This is a genomic window from Anderseniella sp. Alg231-50 (assembly GCF_900149695.1).
In the GTDB taxonomy this organism is placed as follows: Bacteria; Pseudomonadota; Alphaproteobacteria; order Rhizobiales; family Aestuariivirgaceae; genus Anderseniella.
On record NZ_LT703006.1, the window covers coordinates 265,269 to 285,958 of the forward strand.

Genomic DNA, 20,690 nt, shown 5'->3' on the forward strand with positions numbered 1-20,690 from the left:
CCGCCTATTTCTTAGCCTTGGTATCGTCGTCACCGGAAGACTTGCCGGTGTCGCCCGACGATCCGCCATCGTCGGATTTGCCGTCACCGGAACTGCGCCCGGCTTCCTTGGCAATACGCTGCATGTCGGATGCTTCACGGATCAGGCCGCCCTGCTTCGACAGGTTGGACCCGTCAATGCCGATGTCGGCCAGCAGGCTGTCAACCATGGGTGCCTGCACGCGATAGCGAAGTGCTGAATTGATCACCTCGTCGGTCGGGGTTCCCTTGCCCCCTCCGCCGCCATCGCCGCCGGAGCCACCTGAACCTCCGCCGGTGTTCATGCCATCCAGCTGCATGATGCGGATGTCCTGGATTTTCTCCATCGGCTTGACCGATGCCGCCACGATGCCCTCGACCTTGTCGAGCAGTTTGCGGCGGAACAGCCCGAAGCGGGCCTCGTCGGACAGCACATTCTCTGCCTCGTACAGCAGCTTCTGCGCTTCCGCCTCGACCGCCGCCCGGATCTGGTCGGCTTCCGCAGCAATGCGGGCTTCGGCGGCTGCCTTTTCCGCCATCACCACGTCTACGCTGCGGCGGCGGTTGGCCTCCTCGGTTTCGCGGGTTGTCTGAACCCGCTCTTCGGCTTCTGCCGCCCTTGCACGGGCCATATCGGCTTCTGCCTGGGCCGCCGACTGTTCCAGCGACTTCCTGTAGAGATCGACGGCCTTCTCCATTTCGGCGGATTCGACCTCACGCTCGCGGTTGACCTCCAGCTTGCGCCGTTCGGTTTCGTGACCGATGCGGGCCTCATCAAGCCCGCGTTCAGAGGCAATACGGGAGCGCTCGATGTCTTCACGAGAGGCAATTTCTGCTTCACGAAGCGCCTGCATGCGGGCAACTTCCAGCTGCTCCAGCGACCGCTTGCGCTCCAGTCGGGCCGCATCCAGCGCCTGCTCCCGCTCAACATCAGTACGGTCCACATCGCGCTGGGCGGCAATTTCAGCCTGCTTGATCCTGGCCTCGGCACCGGCACGTTCCGCCTTCGCCTCGGCAACAGCCACAACACGCTGCTCGTCGGCCTGCTCGATGATTGTCTTGCGGTCAATGTCCACCAGGTCGCGGGCTTTGGACGCTTCAATGCGCTCCTTGTCCACGTTCAGTTCAACATTGATACGTTCACGCTCGACCTTGTCACGCTTGGAAATCTCGCGGGTCTCAACAGCTTCATCGCGTCCGATTTCCCGGTCGCGAATGTCCTGTTCCGCTGCAATGCGTTCAGCCTTGACCGTCTTCTCCTGGGCCACGCGGGCTGCTTCAATTGCCTCGTTTGCGGCAATCTGCGCCTGGTCGAGCGCCTTGTTGCGTTCGATCTCGAGATTGCGGATTTCCTCATCACGTGAAATCTGGTCGCGCGAGGTTTCCTTCTCTTTCTCGATCGTCACCTTGTCGACAACCCGCCGTGACTCAGCCTGGGTGCTTTCAACAGCCTCCTGCCGCTGGATCTCACGCACCCTGATTTCGGTTTCCGCAACAATGCGTTCTGCATCCACCTTCTTCTTCTGGGCAATGCGCGCAGCATCTGTGGCTTCCTGTGCCGAGACTTCACGCAGTGTGGTTTCTTCCGTGCGCGCAATCCGCTCAGCATCAATTTTTGCCTGCTGGGCAAGCCTTGCCGTCTCGGTCACCTCGGATGCACTGATCTGGGCCGTGTCAACCGCCCGGTTGCGGGCGATCTCGCGTTCGCGCAGGTCCTGTTCGAAGGCGATACGCTCTGCGGCGATCTTCTTCTCCTGCGCGATACGGGCCGCTTCAGTTGCCTCTGCGGAGGCAATCTCGGCTTCCTGAATGGCTTGTGTCCGGCGAATATCGCGCGCCTTGGTCGCCTGCTCGCTGTCGATACGTTCCACAGCCAGTTTCATTTCCTGGGCGATACGGGTTGCTTCGACCGCTTCACGAGCCGCAATTTCGGCTTCGTCGATGGCCCGGTTGCGTTCTATCTGCAGCGCCCGCAGGCGTTCTTCCTGGCCGATGCGTGATACTTCCGTGGACTCACGCGCCACGATATCAGCCTCTTCCAGCGTCCGGCGCTGCTCGATTTCCAGCGCGCGGGTTGCCTGGTCGGATGCAATCCGCTCAGCGGCAAGTTTCTTCTCGCGCGCAATCCGGGCAGCTTCGGTCGCCTGCTGAGCCGCAATCTCGGCTTCTTCCAGCGCCTTCTGCCGGTCAATTTCGAGAGCGCGGATTTGCTTGTCTGACGCGATCCGGTCGCTATTGACCTCTGTTTCCTGGGCGATGCGCAATTTTTCAGTTGCTTCGCGAGACGCAATCGTGGCCGCTTCCACCGCTTGGCCGCGGGCAATTTCGCGGCGTTGGGTATCTTCTTCCTTCGCGATACGGGCTTCGGATACCGTGCGTTCCTGTTCAATGCGCGCACGTTCCGTCGCTTCAGTTGCCGCAATTTGGGCGTGCTCGATGGACTGGCGCCGCTCAATTTCTTGGGCTTCAGTCTGCTGTTCATTGGAAATCCGGGCTTCACTGACGTGACGTTCCTGCTCGATACGGGCACGTTCGGTCTTTTCCCGTGCGCCGATCTCGGCGGCTTCCACCGCCTGCTGGCGTTCGATTTCCTGCTGCCGGATATCGCGTTCAGACGCAATCCGGGCTTCTGAGATCTGCCGTTCCTGCGCAATGCGCTGAGTCTCGATGGTTTCGCGGGCGGTAATCTGCGCACGCTCGGCATCGGTTTCCCGCTCGGCACGTTCACGCGCCAGTTCGGCACGCTGCTGGGCGCGGCGGAACTCGACATCGCGTTCCTGGGTCAGACGCGCTTCTTCGCTCTCACGTTCGATTTCCAGCGCCTGCTTCTCAGCTTCCAGGTTTCGTGAGCGAATGCGGATCATCGAATCCTGTTCGATGTCATTGCGCACCTTGCGCTTGGCCTCGATGTCCTCGATCAGCCGGGTCAGACCGTCTGCATCAAACCGGTTGGACGGGTTGAAGTACTCCAGCCCGGTCTGGTCGATATCCTTGATGGCAACAGATTCCAGTTCAAGGCCGTTCAGGTCGAGGCCGTCCTGCGCCACCTGCGCCACACGCTCGACATAAGAACCGCGCTGCTCGTGCATCTCCTCCATGGACATTTCCGACGCAACCGACCGCAGGGCTGAAATGAACTTGCCTGACAACAGCTCATGCAGCCTGCCCTGTTCCAGGGTTCGCCTGCCCAGTGTGGATGCGGCTATGGAAACGGACTGGCGGGACGGGCGCACCCGGACATAGAATTCAGCTTCCACATCGACACGCATCCGGTCCTTGGTGATCAGCGCCTGTTCCTTCTCGCGCACGACTTCGAGAGGCAGCGTGTTCATGTTGACAGGCGTTATGTCGTGGATGATCGGCCACACGAAAGCGCCGCCATCAATCACCACTTTTTCTCCCAGGAAACCGGTCCTGACAAAGGCCACTTCCTTGGTGGACCGGCGATACAGCCAGTTCATCACCCAGTAAATGATCGCTATGACGATAACCGCCAGAATGAGCCATAATATAAGCTGGCCAATCAGCTGTCCGGTCATGATCTTCCCTCCAAAACGCTGCCCAGCGGCAGCCCGTTAATTCCGTCGGCCATCAGGCCATCTTTATCGATTTGAAAACCTTCGTCTGCTCCGTCAGGGCTGTCTCTGTCGGCAACCGTTCCATCGACGAGGCACCATAGAACCCATGGCAGTTACTGGTATTTTTCAACACGTATTCAGCGTCATCAGGCATCGCCACCGGCCCGCCATGGACCAGCACGATAACATCCTTGTTGACTTTCAGAGCCGCTTCCGACCAGGCATCAACCTTGCCCGGCACATCCTCTAGCGTTTGCGCCGTTTCCGCGCCGATCGACCCGCCGGTGGTCAGGCCAAGATGGCAGACGATAATGTCGGCGCCTGCCTGCGCCATGGCCGCAGCATCATCCTCGCCGAACACATAAGGCGTGGTCAGCATGTCCTTCTGGTGCGCCTTGGCGATCATGTCGACCTCCAGCGAAAACGACATGCCGGTCTCTTCCAGGTTGGCCCGGAAGGTGCCGTCGATCAGCCCCACGGTCGGAAAATTCTGCACGCCGGAAAACCCGACCCGTTTGAGGTCATCCAGGAACACATCCATCAGCCGGAACGGATCAGTGCCGTTCACGCCAGCCAGCACCGGTGTGTTGGTCGCCACCGGCAGCACCTCCGATGCCATTTCCATGACGATCTGGTTGGCATCCCCATAAGGCATGAGACCGGCAAGCGAACCGCGCCCCGCCATGCGGTAGCGGCCGGAATTGTAGATCACGATAAGATCGATACCGCCGGCTTCCTCGCATTTTGCCGACAGGCCCGTGCCGGCCCCACCGCCGACAATCGGCTCGCCGCGGTCAATCATGCCGCGAAATCTCTCAACAATAGCTGCACGTTCAAACCGGGCCATTCTTATCTCCTTGCGTGTTTTCTCGACGGCCTGCCGCCGCCATGCAGCGACCGGAAGGCGTCAACCACCTGCGCTGCGAATTCGGGGTCATTTACATTGTGCGGCACGCGGATAAGCTGCCGTGTCGAGGTCTGCCTGACGGTGCGCTCAAGCGCGCCGAACAGCGCCTTGTCGGCGGCAGGGTCGTGGAACGACTTGCCCGGCGCATCCAGCATCGACACGCCGCCTTCGGGCAGGAAGAACCGGACCGGTGCTTCCATTTCGTTGAGGCGCTCGCCGATCCAGCGGCCCATGCGTTCGTTTTCCTCTGCGGTGGTGCGCATCAGGGTGACTTGCGGGTTGTGTTCGTAAAACACCCTGTCCTTGAATTTTTCAGGCACCGTGTCCGGCGGGCCGAAGTTCACCATATCGAGTGCGCCACACGAGCCCACATAGGGCATGCTGGCGCGGATCATGGCGCCGAAGCGGTCTTCGGTCGCGGCGAACACTCCGCCCACTATCATGTCGCAGATTTCGGTTGTGGTGATATCAACCACGCCTGTCAGAAGCCCGGAGTCCACCAGTTTTTCCATTGACTGCCCGCCAACGCCCGTGGCGTGGAACACAAGGCAGTCAAAGTCGGTTTCCAGGTCAGCGGTGATCTGCTGAATGCATGGTGTCGTCACGCCAAACATGGTCAGGCCGATAGGCGGCAGCTCATCCGCGGTTTCAGCCGCCGACCTCGGGACGCGACTTTTCCGCGCGTTGACCATGCCCGCCATGGCATGGGCGCCGTTGCCGAGCACTTCCCGCGTAATCGAATTCAGGCCCTGAACATCGGCAACTGAATACATCATCATGATGTCGGCGGGGCCCACATACATCTGCACGTCACCGGAGGCCACGGTGGAGATCATCAACTTGGGAACGCCAACCGGCAGGCTGCGCATGGCCGGTGATACGATCGCCGTGCCGCCGGACCCGCCCGCGCTGATGATACCGGCAATACCGGACTGCCGCTTGATCCAGCGTTCAAAAGCCAGCGTCATGCCTGCAACCGAAGTGCCGCGATCATTGGTGAACACTCCCGCCGCGCCGCGCGGATGATAGGCCGCAACCTGATGCGGTGGAATTTCAGCGCCGGAATGTTTGCCCGAAGTTGACAGATCGACCATGCGAACCGCAACCCCGTCTGCCTTCAGCAGGTCCCGCACATAACGCAGCTCGACACCCTTGGTATCCAGCGTGCCGGCCACCAGCACCACGTTTTCACCGGCAGCCGACAACGGCCTCAGTTCAACATGTTCCATGCCTGCCGTTACCGGTGCTGAAACCGTTTCGGTGCGTGCTGCCATTTCGATCTGGCGGGCCGGTACAATCGGCGACCAGCGTGTCGGCAGCTTGGGGTTGGACACATAAATCTTGCGCGGGCCGTGGACTTTCGGCGCCGTGGCATCTCCTGTTGTGTCCTGCTCCGCAATGTCCTCATCACCATGCCGTCCGACGCCCAGCAGGTTCTGCTGGAGTTCACGATCCGCTGCCAGCGCACCGGCGGACATCAGCCGGTTGACCCGGCCATTGACCATGATTGCGACATTCTCCGAAATGGTCGTTGCCACACCAATGTTCTGTTCAATCACCAGAACATCAATTTCGCCTTCCTCGCCAAGATGCATCAGCATGTCGGCAACCTGGGACACGATCACCGGCGCCAGCCCTTCGGTAGGTTCATCCATCACCAGCAGGCGTGGATTGAGCAACAGCGCCCGGCTGATCGCCAGCATCTGCTGCTCGCCGCCCGACAACTGGCTGCCGCCATTGTTCTTGCGCTCAGCCAGCCTGGGGAAGGTTGAATAAATTCGCTCAATCGACCAGGCCCCATCATGGCCCGCGACCGTCATGCGCAGGTGCTCATCCACCGTGAGTGAGCGCCACAGCCGTCGTCCCTGCGGCACATAGCCAATGCCCATTCGGGCAATTTCGGACGGTTGCCGATTGGTGATGTTCTGCCCGTTGAATGTGATCGAACCGGAACTCACCGGCACCAGTCCCATAATCGCCTGGCACAATGTGGTCTTGCCCATGCCGTTTCTGCCGACCACCGACAGGACGCCGTGGCCGAGGCTCAGGTCTACGCCCTGCAACGCATGCGATGCGCCATAGTACACGTTGAGGTCCTTGACCTCGAGAATGGAGGATGACGACCGTTCAGCCATGTGTGAACCCGCCTCCCAGATACAGTTCCTGGACTTCCGGGTCGGCTTCGATCTCTTCCGGCTTGCCTTCCTTGAAGACACGACCGTTGTGCATCATCGTGACACTTTCAGAGACCCGCAGGGCAACATCCATATCGTGCTCGATAATGATGTATCCCATGTGGCCGGGAAGATTGTTGAGGATGTCGATCAGGTCACGCCTCTCGGTTGGCGACAGGCCAGCGGCAGGCTCATCAAACAGGATGAATCGCGGCGCACCGGCAAGCGCCAAAGCAATTTCAAGCTGGCGCTGCTGACCATATGAGAGTTCCGACACAAGCGTGTCGCGCACATCTGTCAGGTGCACGGCCTCAATCAGATCGGCTGCGGAATGCATGAGCGCATCAGATCGTCCCGGACGGATCAGCGAGAACCGATTGCGCGACACACCGCGACAGGCAAGGTAGACATTGTCGATGACCGTCAAACCGCCGAACAACAGCGAAATCTGGTAGGTGCGGCGCAAGCCCCGGCGAATGCGATCATGCGGCGGAAACTTGGTGACGTCCTCGCCAAACATCCGGACAACCCCGGATGTCGGCAGGAAATCACCGGTTATGCAATTGAACAATGTGGTTTTGCCTGCGCCATTGGAGCCCAAAACGGCCCGGCGCTCGCCAGGTTTGACGGTCAGAGTGATGTCCTGCATGGCGGCAAGGGCGCCGAAAAATTTGCTGACACCGCGCAGTTCAAGCGCATTGGCAGTGCCCGTTGCCGACAACCGGCTGGCCATGGTGGATGTGGTTGCAGTGACGTTCATACCTCGTTGCCTCCACCTTTTTCACGGGTTTCGCCTGTCAGTCGGTCGGTCGAGTTCATCCGGTTGCGCCAACGCTCCCACAATCCGAGTATGCCGTCCGGCGACCAGAATACGATGACCAGAAAAACCAGACCGACAAGCAACTGAAAACGTTCGCCCGACAAGCCGATCGACACCATGAAATCCAGCGCGAAGGTTCTGAGCAACACGTAGATGATGGCTCCAATGAACGGACCGACAGGCCGCGCTAAGCCGCCGATAACCGCAATGATCAGGATATCTATGGCCGGTCCGATCCCGGCCGTTCCCGGTGAGACCTGGCCGTTCAGCCATACCAGCAGGATGCCGGCAACGGCAGCGATGAAGCTGGCAAACACAAAGGCTGCGACGCGATGTGCGGTAACGTTGTAGCCAAGCGCTTCCATGCGCCTGGCATTGTCACGCACTCCCTGCAGCGCGAGGCCGAACGGCGCACGCGAGACGTACAATACCGACAGATAGGCAACCGCCGCCCAGAACAGCGTCAGGTAGTAAAACGGGATCGGCTGGCGCCAGTCGACCCCGAACAGTTCCGGCGGCTTGACCCCGTTGAATCCGGAAAACCCGTTGAACAAGACATAGTTCTGGCGAGTGAAGTAGAAGAACGCAGATGCGATCGCCAGCGTGATCATGATGGTGTAGATGCCCTCGGTCCGCACTGCCAGTGCACCTGTCAGTGTACCGAATCCGGTTGCAATGATCAGGGCAATCGGAAGTGCGACCCACCACGGCCAGCCCAGTGAAATCTGGGTAATGGCGCTGTCACCGAAGATGGCCAGCATATAGGCCGCACATGCTGCCACCGACATCTGGACTAAAGATACCATGCCACCATAGCCGCCGAGAAACATCAGGCTCAGCGCAATCATGCCGAGTATAAGTGCCCAGCCGAAAACCTGGAACAGCATGAACGGTCCGACCAGAACCGGGAGCAACAGCATGAATGCGCCGACGAACCAGTACGGTGTCGGAATTGAACTCAATGACAGTCCGGACCACCACGATTGCGGCTTGCTGTTGATCGGCGCTGTGTTTGTGTTTTCGGTCACGGCCATCGGCTTCTACCGCCTCTCGCCGAGCAGGCCCTGCGGCCTGAACGCCAGCACGATGACCATGATCAGGAAGGTCAGCACCACCGCGTAAGTCGGCATGTAAACCGACCCGAACTGTTCCGCCAGCCCGATCAACAGCGCCCCCAGTGCAGCACCCGGGATCGATCCCATGCCGCCGACAATAACCACCACCAGGGAGGCCAGCAGGAAACGGGTGTCTTCACCCGGCGCCAGGGACTGGAACGTACCGCCCACGACGCCTGCAACACCGGCCAGGCCGGCTCCGAATGCGAACACCAGAACAAACACCCGCTGGATGCGCACGCCGGTGGCAGACAGCATGTCACGGTCATCCACACCGGCGCGGATCAGCATGCCGACACGGGTCTTGTTGAGCGACAGCCACATGGCAATGCCAATGACGATCGAGGCCAGCAGAATGACAATGCGGACAAACGGGTACTTCAGGAATACCGGATCACCACTGCTCTTTACCGCCGTTACAATGGGCAGTTGAATGGGCCCCGACAGCCAGTCCGGTGTCAGTATCTGGTAGAAATCGCCGCCCCAGTACCACAGCATCAGGTCGGCCACGACAATGGAGATGCCGATTGTCACCAGCGTCTGGCGCAAGTCCTCGCCCTCCATTCGCTGAAACACCAGCACCTGCAGCAGAACGCCCATGGCGCCGACAACCACAAACGCGACAATAAAGCTGAGCAGCCACCAGCCGGTGGTGTTGGCCACATCGTAACCGATATAGCCGCCTAGCAGGTACAATGAGCCATGCGCCAGGTTGACGTTCTTCATCAAACCGAAAATCAGCGTGAAGCCGCTTGCAACCAGGAAATACAGCGCACCGAGCGTGACGCCGTTGAACAGGGCGTTCAGAAAAATCTTCTTGCGCCCGAAGGTTGCGACAAACCCGGGTGGCCAGGGTGCGAAAATTGCCCAGATCAGAAAACAGACGGCCAGCACGATGATCAGCGACCAGTACGGATTGCGTGCCATGAAGTTCTTCATGCCGTGTGTCCCCCGCAGCGGCACTCACCTGCCCGCAAGCCACTCCTGAACATGTGTCGCCCTGGTATGGTCAAAACGTATTCCTCCGTCCGGAAGTGTACATTGCACTACCAGATTCCCCACAATCATAGGAGCAGGTGCGCAGGAATGCATACCTGACAGTCTTATGGTCTTGTAATTGATCGTAAATTTCCGCGTTTACGGAGACAATTGTGCCACTCTGCGATAGTCGGATGGAGGAATCCCGACATTTGAGGCAAAGAATCGGGTGAAACTGGCTTGTGACGAGAACCCGAGGTCGAGGCCGATCGAGGTGACCGCGTCAGTGGATTGGGTCAATCGTTCGATAGCCGTCTCCATCCTCAAGGTATTGAGATAGATGTTTGGCGTCAGCCCGACATTCTCCTTGAACAGCTTGAAAAAGTGCGGCCGCGAGATGCCGGCACCGCGGGCGATCGAGTCCAGCAGGATGCTTTCACCTTCGCCCAGCCGGGACTTCATCAGCTTGATGGAATTGCGAATTCGGAAGTCGCGCAACATGGCCGTCGGCATTTCGCTCTCGGCCTCGCCTGACCTGGATTTCCAGCTTTGATTGTAGGATTCCTGGGTAAGCTCGAATACGCAAGCCTGGATCAGCTCTCCGCAGGCATCGTCGAGCAGCAACTGGGAAGTCTGATGCACCAGTTGCCGGACCGGTGGCGACATTTCGATCAGCGATGAACCGAAGTTCAACCCGAAGCGGGCGTGCCTGGACATCTCCAGAAACCATTCGGGCCGGATATACATGACCAGGAACAGAGAGCCGTTTTCCAGGTCGCCGGGATGAAAACTGTGCGGTTGCCAGGGGCTGACTGCAGCTGCTGAAGCTCTGTCTAGGTCATGCCGGATGCCTTCAACCGCCATCCCGCCATGCTTGCCGCTGACATAAAACACCAGGTGACCCTCACGATGCGCGTGGGTCGCCAGTTCCCGGTCAAGCTGATACAGCGTGACACGGCCAAATACACCGTGATACACGGCCAAAGCTCTACTCATCGCTTCCTCCCGCAAACAGCGTGCGGCTTGTTATTCTGCATGTTTTTGCAGGTATTTTTCTTAAATCATGGCCAAGCAGGAGCAATTCAGCAAGCGGAATCTCAGCTGGCGGGATTTCGTCACGGGCTCATCCGCGGCGTGAAGCATCAAGCAGACGTGTACGCCGTCTTCACGGTAGTGTGGAATTCCGCGGCATACCGGCCCTGCTCCCGGGGTCCATAACTGGATCCCTTGGCACCGCCAAACGGCACATGATAGTCAACACCTGCAGTCGGCAGATTGACCATCACCATACCGGCCTGGGCATTGCGTTTGAAATGCGTGGCATGCTTCAGGCTCTGGGTACAGATGCCCGATGACAGGCCGAACGTCGTGTCATTGGCCACATGCAGGGCCTCTTCATAATCGCGCACCCGAATGACCGACGCCACCGGGCCAAATACTTCTTCAGTGTTGATGCGCATGTCGTTGTGGGTATCGGTGAACAGGGCCGGCTGCATATAATACCCGTTTTTTTCTCGGGCCAGCCGCTCACCGCCGGCCCGCAGCGTAGCTCCCTCTCTGCGTCCGATCTCGACGTAATCGAGGTCCTGCTGCAATTGCACCTCATCGACCACCGGACCGATCTGTGTTCGGCTGTCCAGTGCATCACCGACATTCAGCTCCCGGATTTTAGACACACAGGCCTCGACAAACCGGCTGTGAATGCCTTCGGTAACCACCAGGCGTGAAGATGCCGTGCAGCGCTGGCCGGTCGAAAAGAACGCACCCTGAACTGCACAGTCAACGGCCACATCCAGGTCGGCGTCATCCAGCACCACCAACGGGTTCTTGCCACCCATTTCAAGCTGGAACTTGCGCATGTGGCGCACGCTTGCCTGCGCCACTCGCTCACCGGTAGCTTGCGAACCGGTGAAGGTTACTGCCTTGACGCGGGCATCATCGAGCATGGCCTGGCCCACCACCGAGCCGGGACCGTTGACGAGATTGATAGTACCTGCCGGCATTCCCGCCCGGTGCAGGATATCCACAATAGCCCAGGCGCATCCCGGCACCAGTTCGGCAGGTTTGAAAACCACCGGGTTTGCGTAACAGATCGCTGGTGCAATTTTCCAGGCCGGGATCGCGACGGGAAAATTCCATGGTGTGATAATGCCGACCACGCCAACCGGCTCACGCGTGATCTCGACATCGACGCCGGCCCGGACAGACGGCAGTTTCTCACCTGCCAGACGCAGTGTCTCTCCGGCAAAGAAGTTGAAAATCTGCGCCGCGCGCACCGTCTCGCCGATGCCTTCGGCCAGGGTCTTGCCCTCTTCACGAGACAGCAGCCGCCCGATGTCTTCACGCCGGGCCATGATCTCATCACTGGCAGTACGCAAAATATCGTGCCGCACCTGAATGCCACTTCGCGCCCAGTCGTGGGCTGCCGCACTTGCTGCAGCAATCGCTGCCTCGACATCGTCCGTGGTCGCGGTGGCATAATGGCCGATAACATCATCGGTATCGGACGGGTTGATGTTGGCGGATGCATGCTCGCCTGCCTGCCACTGTCCGCCTATCAAATTCGGTTTTACATCAGCCATTTCACTCACCGTACCGGTTCAAAAGCACAGGGCGTCCCCGTATTTCGGAGACGCCCTGCAGATTTCAGGTCATGTCAAACGGCGACAATCAGAACTTCTTGCATTCCGGCACATCGCGCGACGGCAAGCCGACTGACTTGAACACAGCCGGATCAATACCAAGCGTCTGGTTCACGTTCGGTACGATCTTGACCAGCTTGTTGACCAGGTTGCCATTTTCTTCAACCACTTCGGTGACGAAATTGGTGCCGATGGCCTGACGATTACTGTCCAGCGTGATCTTGCCGTTCGGAGCATCAAGCTCCAGCGTCGCCAGACATTGCCGCAGTCCCTTGTGACCGTCGCCTAGTTCACCCTTCACATTGTCCATGCATATCTTCATGGCATTGAAGGCGTTGTAATATCCGGTCGCCATCAATGCCGGGCTCGGGAACCGTTTTTCCGGCGGGAAGGCGTCCTGGTATGCCTTCACGAAGGTCTGCCACTTCTCGTTGTCCCAGGTGTCTGCCTGCGGACCTGAACCTGGCGTCCCGATCAGGGCTTCCTTGGCCTTGCCCTTTGAAGACAGCACGGTACCGTCAATCATGATTGTGCCGCCGATCAGTTTGGCGTCACCACCGGCCTGCTGGTACTGATTGAGGAAGTTGACGGCATCACCGCCGCCCAGTCCAAGATAGATCGCATCCACATCGTCCGGCAGGGATGCGATGATCGAGGCAAAATCCTTGGTTCCCAGAGGCACCCACAGGCGCTCTGTGATTTCACCACCGGCACCACAGAACTCCAGCGCAAAGCCGAACACCTGCGTGTAGATGAAGGAGTAGTCTTCACCGATAGTGGCGACTTTCTTGTAGCCTTTTTCATTAAACACATATGATCCGAGACCAGCTGACCACTGCGCGCCGTCCATGTTGAAGCGGAAGAAGTTTTCCGATGGAGTGACGTAAGTGGTTTCCTGGGCACCGGAGATACCGTTGATGAACGTTACCTGTGGCTGGGTCTTCGAGTAATCGCGGATAGCGATACCTTCCGAACCGGAAAGCGGACCGATGATGATATCGACCTTGTCCTGCTCGACAAGTTTGCGGGCTGCACGAAGGGCGCTGTCCGGACTGGCGTCGGTGGCCCCGACGATAACCTCGATTTCACGTCCGCCGGCCATGCCTTTGGCTTCCTTCATGGCAACTTCAAAGCCACGCTGGCCGTCTTCGCCAAGCACGGTGTAGGTTCCTTCAAGCGTCGCCATGAAACCGATCTTCAGCTTGTCAGCAGCCTGGGCCGACCCGGCTGCGAGAACCGCAGCGGCGGCAACAGTTGAAATTAGCAATTTGCGCATAATAGTCTTCCTCCCATTAAGGCATGTGCGTCATGCACCAGAAAAACCGCGTCGTTTATCGCGCGATTGAACCAAGCGTAAGCCGCAGATCGTCTGTAACAAGCCCAATGAGTGCCGACTTATAACTCTAAGTCTCTTTTTTGACCCTGCCCGCTCCCTGCGAAAGCGTTCAAAACCACCCCCAAACACCGCATTTGGATACAATTAGGCGTCGTTTTCGATGTCATACACCTGGACCTTGCTCCACAGGTTTGCGCAGGTTTCCAGGAATAACTGATGCGCTTCTCCTGCCTGGTAAGCGTCGTGGCTGGCCAGATCGGAAAACTTCAGGACCACACCGTAATCATAACTGTTGTCGATCACCGCACGACTGGTGGTGGCCGGTTTTCCGATCTGGCGCTCCAGCACGTTGGGATCACGGGTCAGGAGATCCAGGCCGGTTTCGAACTGCCGGATTTGTTCGGGACCGGTCGTCTTCCACAACCAGAAGAACACGGTATGAATATGCATCGGACTTCCCTGCCTGATCTGCTGCCGAAGCACCGTTGCAGGAGGATTTTCCACCTGGTCCCGGCTCTCCAGAGATACGAATTTGAAAGGTCGTGCTAACAGGTTGGGCTCGAACATGCCTTACTTAGAGTAGGATTTTTGCGTCAGGCTGAACCCGGGATATCTGCCCGCAAGTCACACAACATCGCAGCCGCTCGGTGTTCAGAATTTCCCAATTGTACTGAATTCCGCGGAATTTGCCTTGATGACTGGAGTAATGTTCCGCTGTAGGCTGGTGGGGCGGTTACTCCCAACAAGAATAGGAAATGTCATGGCTGTTTATCTGATTGCGAACGTCAAGGTTACCGATGATGCTTGGATTCCCGATTATGCAGCCAATGTGCATGACATCGTTCACAAACACGGGGGCAAATACCTTTCCAGAAGCGCCAACATCACGTCTCTGGAAGGCGAAGCTCCTGACACCACGCTGATCGCGTTGCTGGAGTTCCCATCGATGGAAGCAGCCCGCGCATTCGCAGACGATCCTGCCTATGCACCTTACGGCAAGGCACGCAGCGATGGCAGCGACAGCCAGTTCTACATTATTGACGACACGGATGTTGCAGGAACAATTCCTTATCTGTCCAAGGGCGCCGGGTAATACTGCCTAGGCGGCCATGGCCGCGATGACCGCTTCAAACGATGGTCTGAGCTTGCCGGTACCCTCCACTATGGCCTTGGAGTTTGCGGCCAGCAGGTTCATTGCATAGTCGAATTCCTGCTCAAACTGCGGCAGTTCCTCATCCAGAAACGAGAACAGCAGCACAATCCGCCAGTCTGCCGACGTTTTCGCCAGGTCGAGGACTTCAGGCGTACTTTCAATTTCCAGTTCAATGACGCGGAAGTAGAAATTTTCGTGCAGCAGCCGCTTCTTCAGTTCCTGCAGGTCAGCAAACACCTGCTGTACCTGGGCCTCCACACGATGTGGCGCAGAATACTCGAGCCGAATGCACTTACGGGCACTCGCGGTCACTTCCTGAGCCCAGCGGAACGATTCCGGGAATTCCTTGGCCAGGACCACTGCCAGGGAGCCTGAAACCCCGGTTTCTTCTGGTTGCCACTCTTCTTCACCAACAGACACATGTAACGCTGATACCGCCAACTCGCCCTCCACTGTCTAACTAACCCAACCCACCTCAGGATGTTTTCGTTGGGTCAATCACAATTCACCACCGGGAATCCGTCAACACATTACGCCAAGTTACGAACACATTACCGTCACATTTGCCGCAAACAGGACAAATTGGACAATTTGCAAGCCTCGATTGTGCATAACTCAGTCATGCACGCAGTGTGATGAATCTCACATTCTACGGTCCGGGTCTGTGCAATGTTGCAGTTAACAAAACAACAAGAACGTCTCGTCTTGAAGGAACGCAAAGATGACCAGGCAACACCACACCAGCTTCACGAGAGCCATTTTGAATTCGACGCAGCGCCTGCTGCGCAGCAACCGGAACAGCAATCTTCTGGCCAGCAATCACATTGACGCGCGCACCATGAAGGATATCGGCGTCAACCCTGTCGGGTTGCTCTAAGCCTCGATTTTTCCCAAAGTTTCCCTGCAACTTTCCCCGGGCTTTCGGCCCGGGGTTTTTCGTCCTGGAAATGCGAGACGAGAAAGCTCAGGCTGTGGCCAGCAGCACGATGCCGATGACCACGAACACGACCGAGACCATGCGCAGTTTCCAGGGCCGCTCGCCAAACCACACAACGCCGATCAGGGCTGCGATGATGACACTCGATTCGCGGATTGCCGATACCGTGCCAAGCGACGTCAGGCCCTTGGCATAGATCGCCAGCCCATAGGCCAGCGCCGAGATCAGCCCGCCTCCGATGCCGATCAGGTAGTTTTTCAGCGGGTAATCCCTGAGCTTGTCCCATCGCACGCCCAGCAGGACGGCGGTTGACACCGCTTCCAGCGCGAACAGCCAGCCTATATAGCCAAGCGGGCTTCCCGATGCCCGCACGCCCATGCCGTCGGCAACCGAGTACGACGCAATGGTAATGCCGGTCAGTACGGCTGCGGCAAGCGCGCCGGCGTTTATCCTTGCGCCGCGCCGGCCAAAGGTCTGGGCGCCAATCGCAACTGAAATGATCACGATACCGGCCCACGCCACCGGCGGCAGTACCTCACCTGCAAAAAACTGCGCTCCCAGCGCCACCAGCACCGGCGCCACGCCGCGCGCGATCGGGTAGACCTGGCTGAGGTCACCGAACCGGTAGGCTACCAGCAGGAAGCCGTAATAGAAGTAGTGGATGAAGGTTGACGCCACGATGAATGGCCAGGCCTCACGTGCCGGCGGCAGGTACAGTACCACCATTACAATGCCGACCAGCCCATGTCCCAGGTTGATGAGCCCAAGCGCAATCACCCGGTCGGATGAGCCCTTGACCATGGCATTCCATACCGCATGCAGCACGGCGGCGCACAGGATGAGACCTATGGCAAATTGAGTAGGCGCGCCCATTCAGGAGATACCGGGGATCGGTTTGACTTTCATCAGAAAGCTGTTTCGGTAATAGCCGTCTCCACGATTGTCAATGCAACCTCCAGATCTTCACGCGCAATGGTCAAAGGCGGCGACAATGTCAGCACGCAACCTTGTGATATCTTGAAACTCAGGCCCTGCTCCAGGCACTTGTAGTAGATTTTCTCCGCCAGTTCGGGCGCCGGAGATCTGGTCTCCTTGTCCGACACGATCTCAACCCCGAACATCAGCCCCCTGCCCCGCACGTCCCCGGTTATCGGGCAGGCTGCAGCAAACTCCCGCAGGCGGTCCATCGCATAATCACCCAGTTGCGCCGACCGCTCCACCAGCCCTTCATCCTCGATAATGTCGAGTGTGGTCAGGGCTGCCCGCGCCGTGACCGGGTTCTTCTCGTGGGTATAGTGGCCGATGGCAAACTCGCCGCAGACGTTCAGGTCATCGTGTGCAATGGCTGCCGCGATCGGCAGAATTCCGCCGCCGAGCGCCTTGCCTACCACGCAGATGTCCGGCACCACATCATCATGGTCGAAGGAGAAGAATTTCCCGGTCTTGCCGAGACCGGTCGGAATTTCATCGAAAATCAGCAATGTGCCGTGCCGGTTACAGGCCTCGCGCACTTTCTGCCAGTATCCCGGCGGCGGGATTTGCGGCACTGCCCGCATGGGTTCGGCAATCACGGCGGCAACGTCACCTTCACGCTCCAGCACGTAATCGACCATCGATGCGCAGGCCAGTCCGCAGTTGTCAGGTCCGGGATGTCCATAAGGACAGCGATAACACGCAAATGGCGCCACGTGTTCCGCCCCCGGTGTCAGCGGACCGGCAATGTGGGAACGAAATGTTGCTTCCCCGCCAACTGACGAGGCGCCGAACCCTGCTCCGTGAAACGCATCCCAGAACGACAGCGTCTTGAAACGCCCGGTGGCTGCACGGGCAATCTTCAGTGCCACTTCCACGGCATCAGAACCACCGGTGGTGAACAGGACCCGTTTCAGATCGCCAGGTGCCAGCTTGCCCAGGCGCTCTGCCAGTTCAACCGAGACTTCGTTGGTAAACCGGCGCGGCGCAAAGCTCAGACTGTCCAGTTGCTCCTTGATGGCAGCAACCAGGCGCGGATGACCATAGCCGATGTGGTGCACGCTGTTGCCGTGGAAGTCCATATAGCGGCGGCCATCCAGGTCCTCGATCCAGATGCCCTCAGCCTTCGCAATCGTGTTCACGCACGGGCTGGACAGGCTCTGGTGCATGAACGCATCGGCATCACGCTCCAGCAAGGGGCGTGAGCGCTCGCCGGTGTTGGCCGCAGCCCAGTCGAGACGCGCCGCCGATGTGTTGGACTCACCTTCGGTGTGCTGGATCTTCGGGGCCCGGCCCAACGGGGCGGCCTAACGCGGCCAGGGCAATGAATAGGTCTTCACATTGGTGAAGAACTTCATTGCCTCCAGCACGCCTTCCTTGACCCCGTTGCCTGAATCCTTGATGCCCCCGAACGGTGACATCTCGATGCGGTACCCCGGCTGTTCCCAGATATTGACCGTGCCCACATCCAGGCCTTCGATATAGCTGGTGGCACGGATGAGATTGTTGGTGCACACGCCTGCCGACAGGCCGAACGCGGTCGAATTGGAAATCCGCATGACCTCTTCATCGTTGTCCGGCACCCGCACGATCGGCACGATCGGCCCGAAGGTCTCCTCCATGACCAGTTCGCTGCCATGCGGCACGTGGTCCACCACGATCGGCGGCAGCAACGCGCCCTTGCGTTCCGGGTGATAGAGTATCTTGGCACCCTGCTTCTCAGCATCGTAAACCCGGTTTTCAAAAACCTCCGCCGCCTTTGAGTGAATGACGCAGCCCAGTTGGGTATCCGGGTCCTGGGGATCACCGAAGCGGATGGTCTTTGCCCTTTCCAGGATCATCGGCACGATCTTGTCGGCCACGGACTCCTGCACCAGGATGCGCTTGATGGCGGTGCAGCGCTGGCCGGAATTGCCGGTGGCGCCGGCACAGGCCAGGGCAGCCGCTTTTTCAAGGTCAGACGTCTCAAGGTCATTCAGGATGATCAGCGGGTCATTGCCACCGAGTTCCAGGGCTGTGCGCTTGTAGCCTGCCTTTCCGGCGATCATCTTGCCGACCGGCACACCGCCGGTAAAGGTGATGATGTCGATGTTGTCATTGGTGATCATCTCATCACCGATGTCGCCGGGCATGCCGGTGACGATCTGGAACATTTCCGGCGGCAGGCCTGCTTCATACAGGATGTCGGCCAGCGTAATGGCCGTCATCGGTGTCAGTTCCGTTGGTTTGCACACCATGCAGTTGTTGGTGGCGATCGACGGGGCGATCTTGTGCGCCACCATGTTGAGCGGATGGTTGAACGGGGTGATCGCCGAAATGGCGGTAACTGGTTCGCGCTTGGTGAAAATCTTGCGATCCTTGCCCTGCGGGGTCAGGTCACAGGAAAAAATCTGCCCGTCATCAAGGATGGCCAGTTGCCCGGCCAGCGTGAACACATCATAAGACCGTCCGGTTTCATACAATGAATGTTGCTTGCAGATGCCCAGCTCCAGCGTCAGCCAGTGAGCGATTTCCTCGCGCCGTTCCCGGATTAGTTCGGCTGCGCGAAACAGGATTTGCTGGCGCTCATAGCGGGTCAGTTTCGGTTTGTAGGCGGCGGCAATCTCGAACGCCCGGGCAGCGTGTTCCGCGGTACCTGCAGGCACCGTGCCGATCACTTCGTCGGTGTAGGGGTATAAAACCTCCACAACGTCCTTTGTCGTCACCTTCTCGCCACCGATGCGCATTGCCTCGCGGCGGATTGTGCGTTCCGTTCCACTCATTTTCGTCGACCTTTTAGATGTTTGTCTGTAACGCGGCTGCCCGTACCGCATAGAAGAAGGCATCGAAATTCCGCAGGTCCGGCGCGCCGGGCAGATCTTCCATCACCCGGTTGACGATGAACGGCACCTCCTGCTCGGTCAATCCGCCATGGGACCGCAATGGCTCCTTCAGTGCTGCCAGATCATGGCGATGGGCACTGGTGCCTACGGTCATGTTTTCTCCGGAGATCACGACAATGTCGCCGATGCGGTCTTCCGGCAGTTCAAAGCGCTCACACGCTTGCTGCTTGTCGACCGCCAGCAGGATGCCGTCGATAGCGCGCAGCTTGCCCAGAACGTCACCGACATCCGTGCCGGCTGGCAGGTAAGCAGTTGCGAAAGACCCCAGTGCACCATGATGCACCACATATGGGTCGGTGATCGGCAGGATTACCCGTGCAGCGTCCTTTCCCAGCCAGTCGTCCATCAGGTCCTGCACATAGATGACGGCTGGAGAACCGTCAGCCAGGTGTTTCGGTTTCATGCCGTGATCTGCGGTAACGACAATGCCCGCACCCATGGCGTCCAGCTCGCTCAGGTACTTGTCGAACATCTCGTAAAACGCCTTGGCTTCAGCATCTTCAGGCGCATATTTGTGCTGCACGTAATCGGTCGTGGTCAGGTACATCACGTCCGGCGCAAACTCCTTCAGCAGCTTGACACCGGCAGCGAAGACAAACTCCGACAATTCCGCAGAGTAAACCTCCGGCACTTCGCGTCCCAGCCACTCAGATGCATTGTCGATACCATGCTCAGCCTTCGTCGTCGTGTCGGAACGCTCCGACGAAAAGCAGATGGCGCGGTCTTCGTCAAATGCCAGGCCGTGGCCCAGCAGCGCGCGCAGCTTGTCTTTTGCCGTAACGATGGCGACGCGCTGGCCTGCGTCATAAAACCCCTTGAACACCGTCGGTGCGCGCAGGAACTTCGGATCATTCATCATCACTTCCTCGCCCGTGTCCGGGTCATAAAGGAAGTTGCCGCAGATACCGTGTACGGCGGGCGGACGCCCGGTGGCGATGGACATGTTGTTCGGGTTGGTAAAGCTTGGAATGACGCTGTGTGCCAGCCTGTCGGTACCTTGCTTGCGGATACGCGCCAGCGTCGGCATCAATCCGTCGGCGATGGCTGCATCCAGGTAGGCCGGTTCGCAGCCATCCAGGCAGATGGCGATGGCGCAGGTGTTGGATTGCGGATAGGTACGCCCGTTTACCGTGACGTCCACTGGGGTCATGTCGTTCATTTTCTCAATAGCTTTCTGTA

17 protein-coding genes are annotated in these 20,690 nt (G+C 58.6%); 2 read left to right on the forward strand and 15 right to left on the reverse strand.

The window, feature by feature from the left end:
• Positions 1 to 4: 4 nt before the first annotated feature.
• From DHN55_RS19410 to DHN55_RS19455, 10 genes are all read right to left on the reverse strand, one after another.
• Positions 5 to 3,556, reverse strand: a complete 3,552-nt coding sequence (locus DHN55_RS19410) for a flotillin domain-containing protein (protein WP_108883195.1) — start codon at positions 3,554 to 3,556, stop codon at positions 5 to 7.
• Between the two features lie 52 nt (positions 3,557 to 3,608).
• Positions 3,609 to 4,442, reverse strand: a complete 834-nt coding sequence (locus DHN55_RS19415; protein ID WP_108883196.1) for a phosphoenolpyruvate hydrolase family protein — start codon at positions 4,440 to 4,442, stop codon at positions 3,609 to 3,611.
• Positions 4,443 to 4,444: 2 nt separating this feature from the next.
• Positions 4,445 to 6,637 carry a Tm-1-like ATP-binding domain-containing protein gene (locus DHN55_RS19420; RefSeq protein ID WP_108883197.1) on the reverse strand — a complete coding sequence of 731 codons (2,193 nt, stop codon included), beginning with the start codon at positions 6,635 to 6,637 and terminating at the stop codon, positions 4,445 to 4,447.
• Positions 6,630 to 7,436 carry an ATP-binding cassette domain-containing protein gene (locus tag DHN55_RS19425; RefSeq protein ID WP_108883198.1) on the reverse strand — a complete coding sequence of 269 codons (807 nt, stop codon included), beginning with the start codon at positions 7,434 to 7,436 and terminating at the stop codon, positions 6,630 to 6,632. The genes DHN55_RS19420 and DHN55_RS19425 overlap by 8 nt, the downstream gene beginning before the upstream one ends.
• A complete protein-coding gene (locus tag DHN55_RS19430) occupies positions 7,433 to 8,530 on the reverse strand; it encodes a branched-chain amino acid ABC transporter permease (protein ID WP_108883199.1) in 1,098 nt (365 codons plus the stop codon). The genes DHN55_RS19425 and DHN55_RS19430 overlap by 4 nt, the downstream gene beginning before the upstream one ends.
• A gap of 6 nt (positions 8,531 to 8,536) precedes the next feature.
• Entirely contained in the window at positions 8,537 to 9,550 is a 1,014-nt protein-coding gene (locus tag DHN55_RS19435) for an ABC transporter permease subunit (RefSeq protein WP_108883200.1), read from the reverse strand.
• Positions 9,551 to 9,748: 198 nt separating this feature from the next.
• Positions 9,749 to 10,585: a helix-turn-helix domain-containing protein gene (locus tag DHN55_RS19440; RefSeq protein ID WP_108883201.1), complete on the reverse strand. Its 837-nt coding sequence runs from the start codon at positions 10,583 to 10,585 to the stop codon at positions 9,749 to 9,751.
• 146 nt (positions 10,586 to 10,731) lie between these two features.
• Complete coding sequence (locus DHN55_RS19445; protein WP_108883202.1) at positions 10,732 to 12,171, reverse strand: aldehyde dehydrogenase family protein; 1,440 nt, start codon at positions 12,169 to 12,171, stop codon at positions 10,732 to 10,734.
• 88 nt (positions 12,172 to 12,259) lie between these two features.
• Positions 12,260 to 13,507: an ABC transporter substrate-binding protein gene (locus tag DHN55_RS19450; protein ID WP_108883203.1), complete on the reverse strand. Its 1,248-nt coding sequence runs from the start codon at positions 13,505 to 13,507 to the stop codon at positions 12,260 to 12,262.
• A gap of 204 nt (positions 13,508 to 13,711) precedes the next feature.
• Positions 13,712 to 14,017 carry a Dabb family protein gene (locus tag DHN55_RS19455; protein ID WP_337660555.1) on the reverse strand — a complete coding sequence of 102 codons (306 nt, stop codon included), beginning with the start codon at positions 14,015 to 14,017 and terminating at the stop codon, positions 13,712 to 13,714.
• Between the two features lie 310 nt (positions 14,018 to 14,327).
• Here DHN55_RS19455 and DHN55_RS19460 point away from each other — a divergent pair, with 310 nt between their 5' ends.
• A complete protein-coding gene (locus DHN55_RS19460) occupies positions 14,328 to 14,660 on the forward strand; it encodes a DUF1330 domain-containing protein (protein ID WP_108883205.1) in 333 nt (110 codons plus the stop codon).
• Positions 14,661 to 14,666: 6 nt separating this feature from the next.
• On the opposite strand, the gene DHN55_RS19465 is transcribed toward DHN55_RS19460, so the two are convergent.
• Positions 14,667 to 15,140, reverse strand: a complete 474-nt coding sequence (locus DHN55_RS19465) for a hypothetical protein (protein ID WP_337660556.1) — start codon at positions 15,138 to 15,140, stop codon at positions 14,667 to 14,669.
• A gap of 301 nt (positions 15,141 to 15,441) precedes the next feature.
• Here DHN55_RS19465 and DHN55_RS22505 point away from each other — a divergent pair, with 301 nt between their 5' ends.
• Positions 15,442 to 15,597, forward strand: a complete 156-nt coding sequence (locus DHN55_RS22505) for a hypothetical protein (RefSeq protein WP_337660557.1) — start codon at positions 15,442 to 15,444, stop codon at positions 15,595 to 15,597.
• 87 nt (positions 15,598 to 15,684) lie between these two features.
• Here the strand turns inward: DHN55_RS22505 and DHN55_RS19470 are convergent, their stop codons facing one another.
• Genes DHN55_RS19470 through phnA form a run of 4 tightly spaced genes read right to left on the reverse strand, consistent with a single transcriptional unit; the run spans position 15,685 to position 20,670 of the window.
• Complete coding sequence (locus DHN55_RS19470; RefSeq protein ID WP_108883207.1) at positions 15,685 to 16,530, reverse strand: EamA family transporter; 846 nt, start codon at positions 16,528 to 16,530, stop codon at positions 15,685 to 15,687.
• 32 nt (positions 16,531 to 16,562) lie between these two features.
• Positions 16,563 to 17,927 carry a (R)-1-hydroxy-2-aminoethylphosphonate ammonia-lyase gene (pbfA, locus tag DHN55_RS19475; protein WP_337660558.1) on the reverse strand — a complete coding sequence of 455 codons (1,365 nt, stop codon included), beginning with the start codon at positions 17,925 to 17,927 and terminating at the stop codon, positions 16,563 to 16,565.
• Positions 17,928 to 17,936: 9 nt separating this feature from the next.
• The gene (gene phnY / locus DHN55_RS19480) at positions 17,937 to 19,391 is read right to left on the reverse strand and encodes a phosphonoacetaldehyde dehydrogenase (RefSeq protein WP_108883208.1); all 1,455 of its coding nucleotides are present in this window, start codon (positions 19,389 to 19,391) and stop codon (positions 17,937 to 17,939) included.
• Between the two features lie 13 nt (positions 19,392 to 19,404).
• A complete protein-coding gene (gene phnA / locus DHN55_RS19485; RefSeq protein WP_108883209.1) occupies positions 19,405 to 20,670 on the reverse strand; it encodes a phosphonoacetate hydrolase in 1,266 nt (421 codons plus the stop codon).
• Between the last annotated feature and the right edge of the window lie 20 nt (positions 20,671 to 20,690).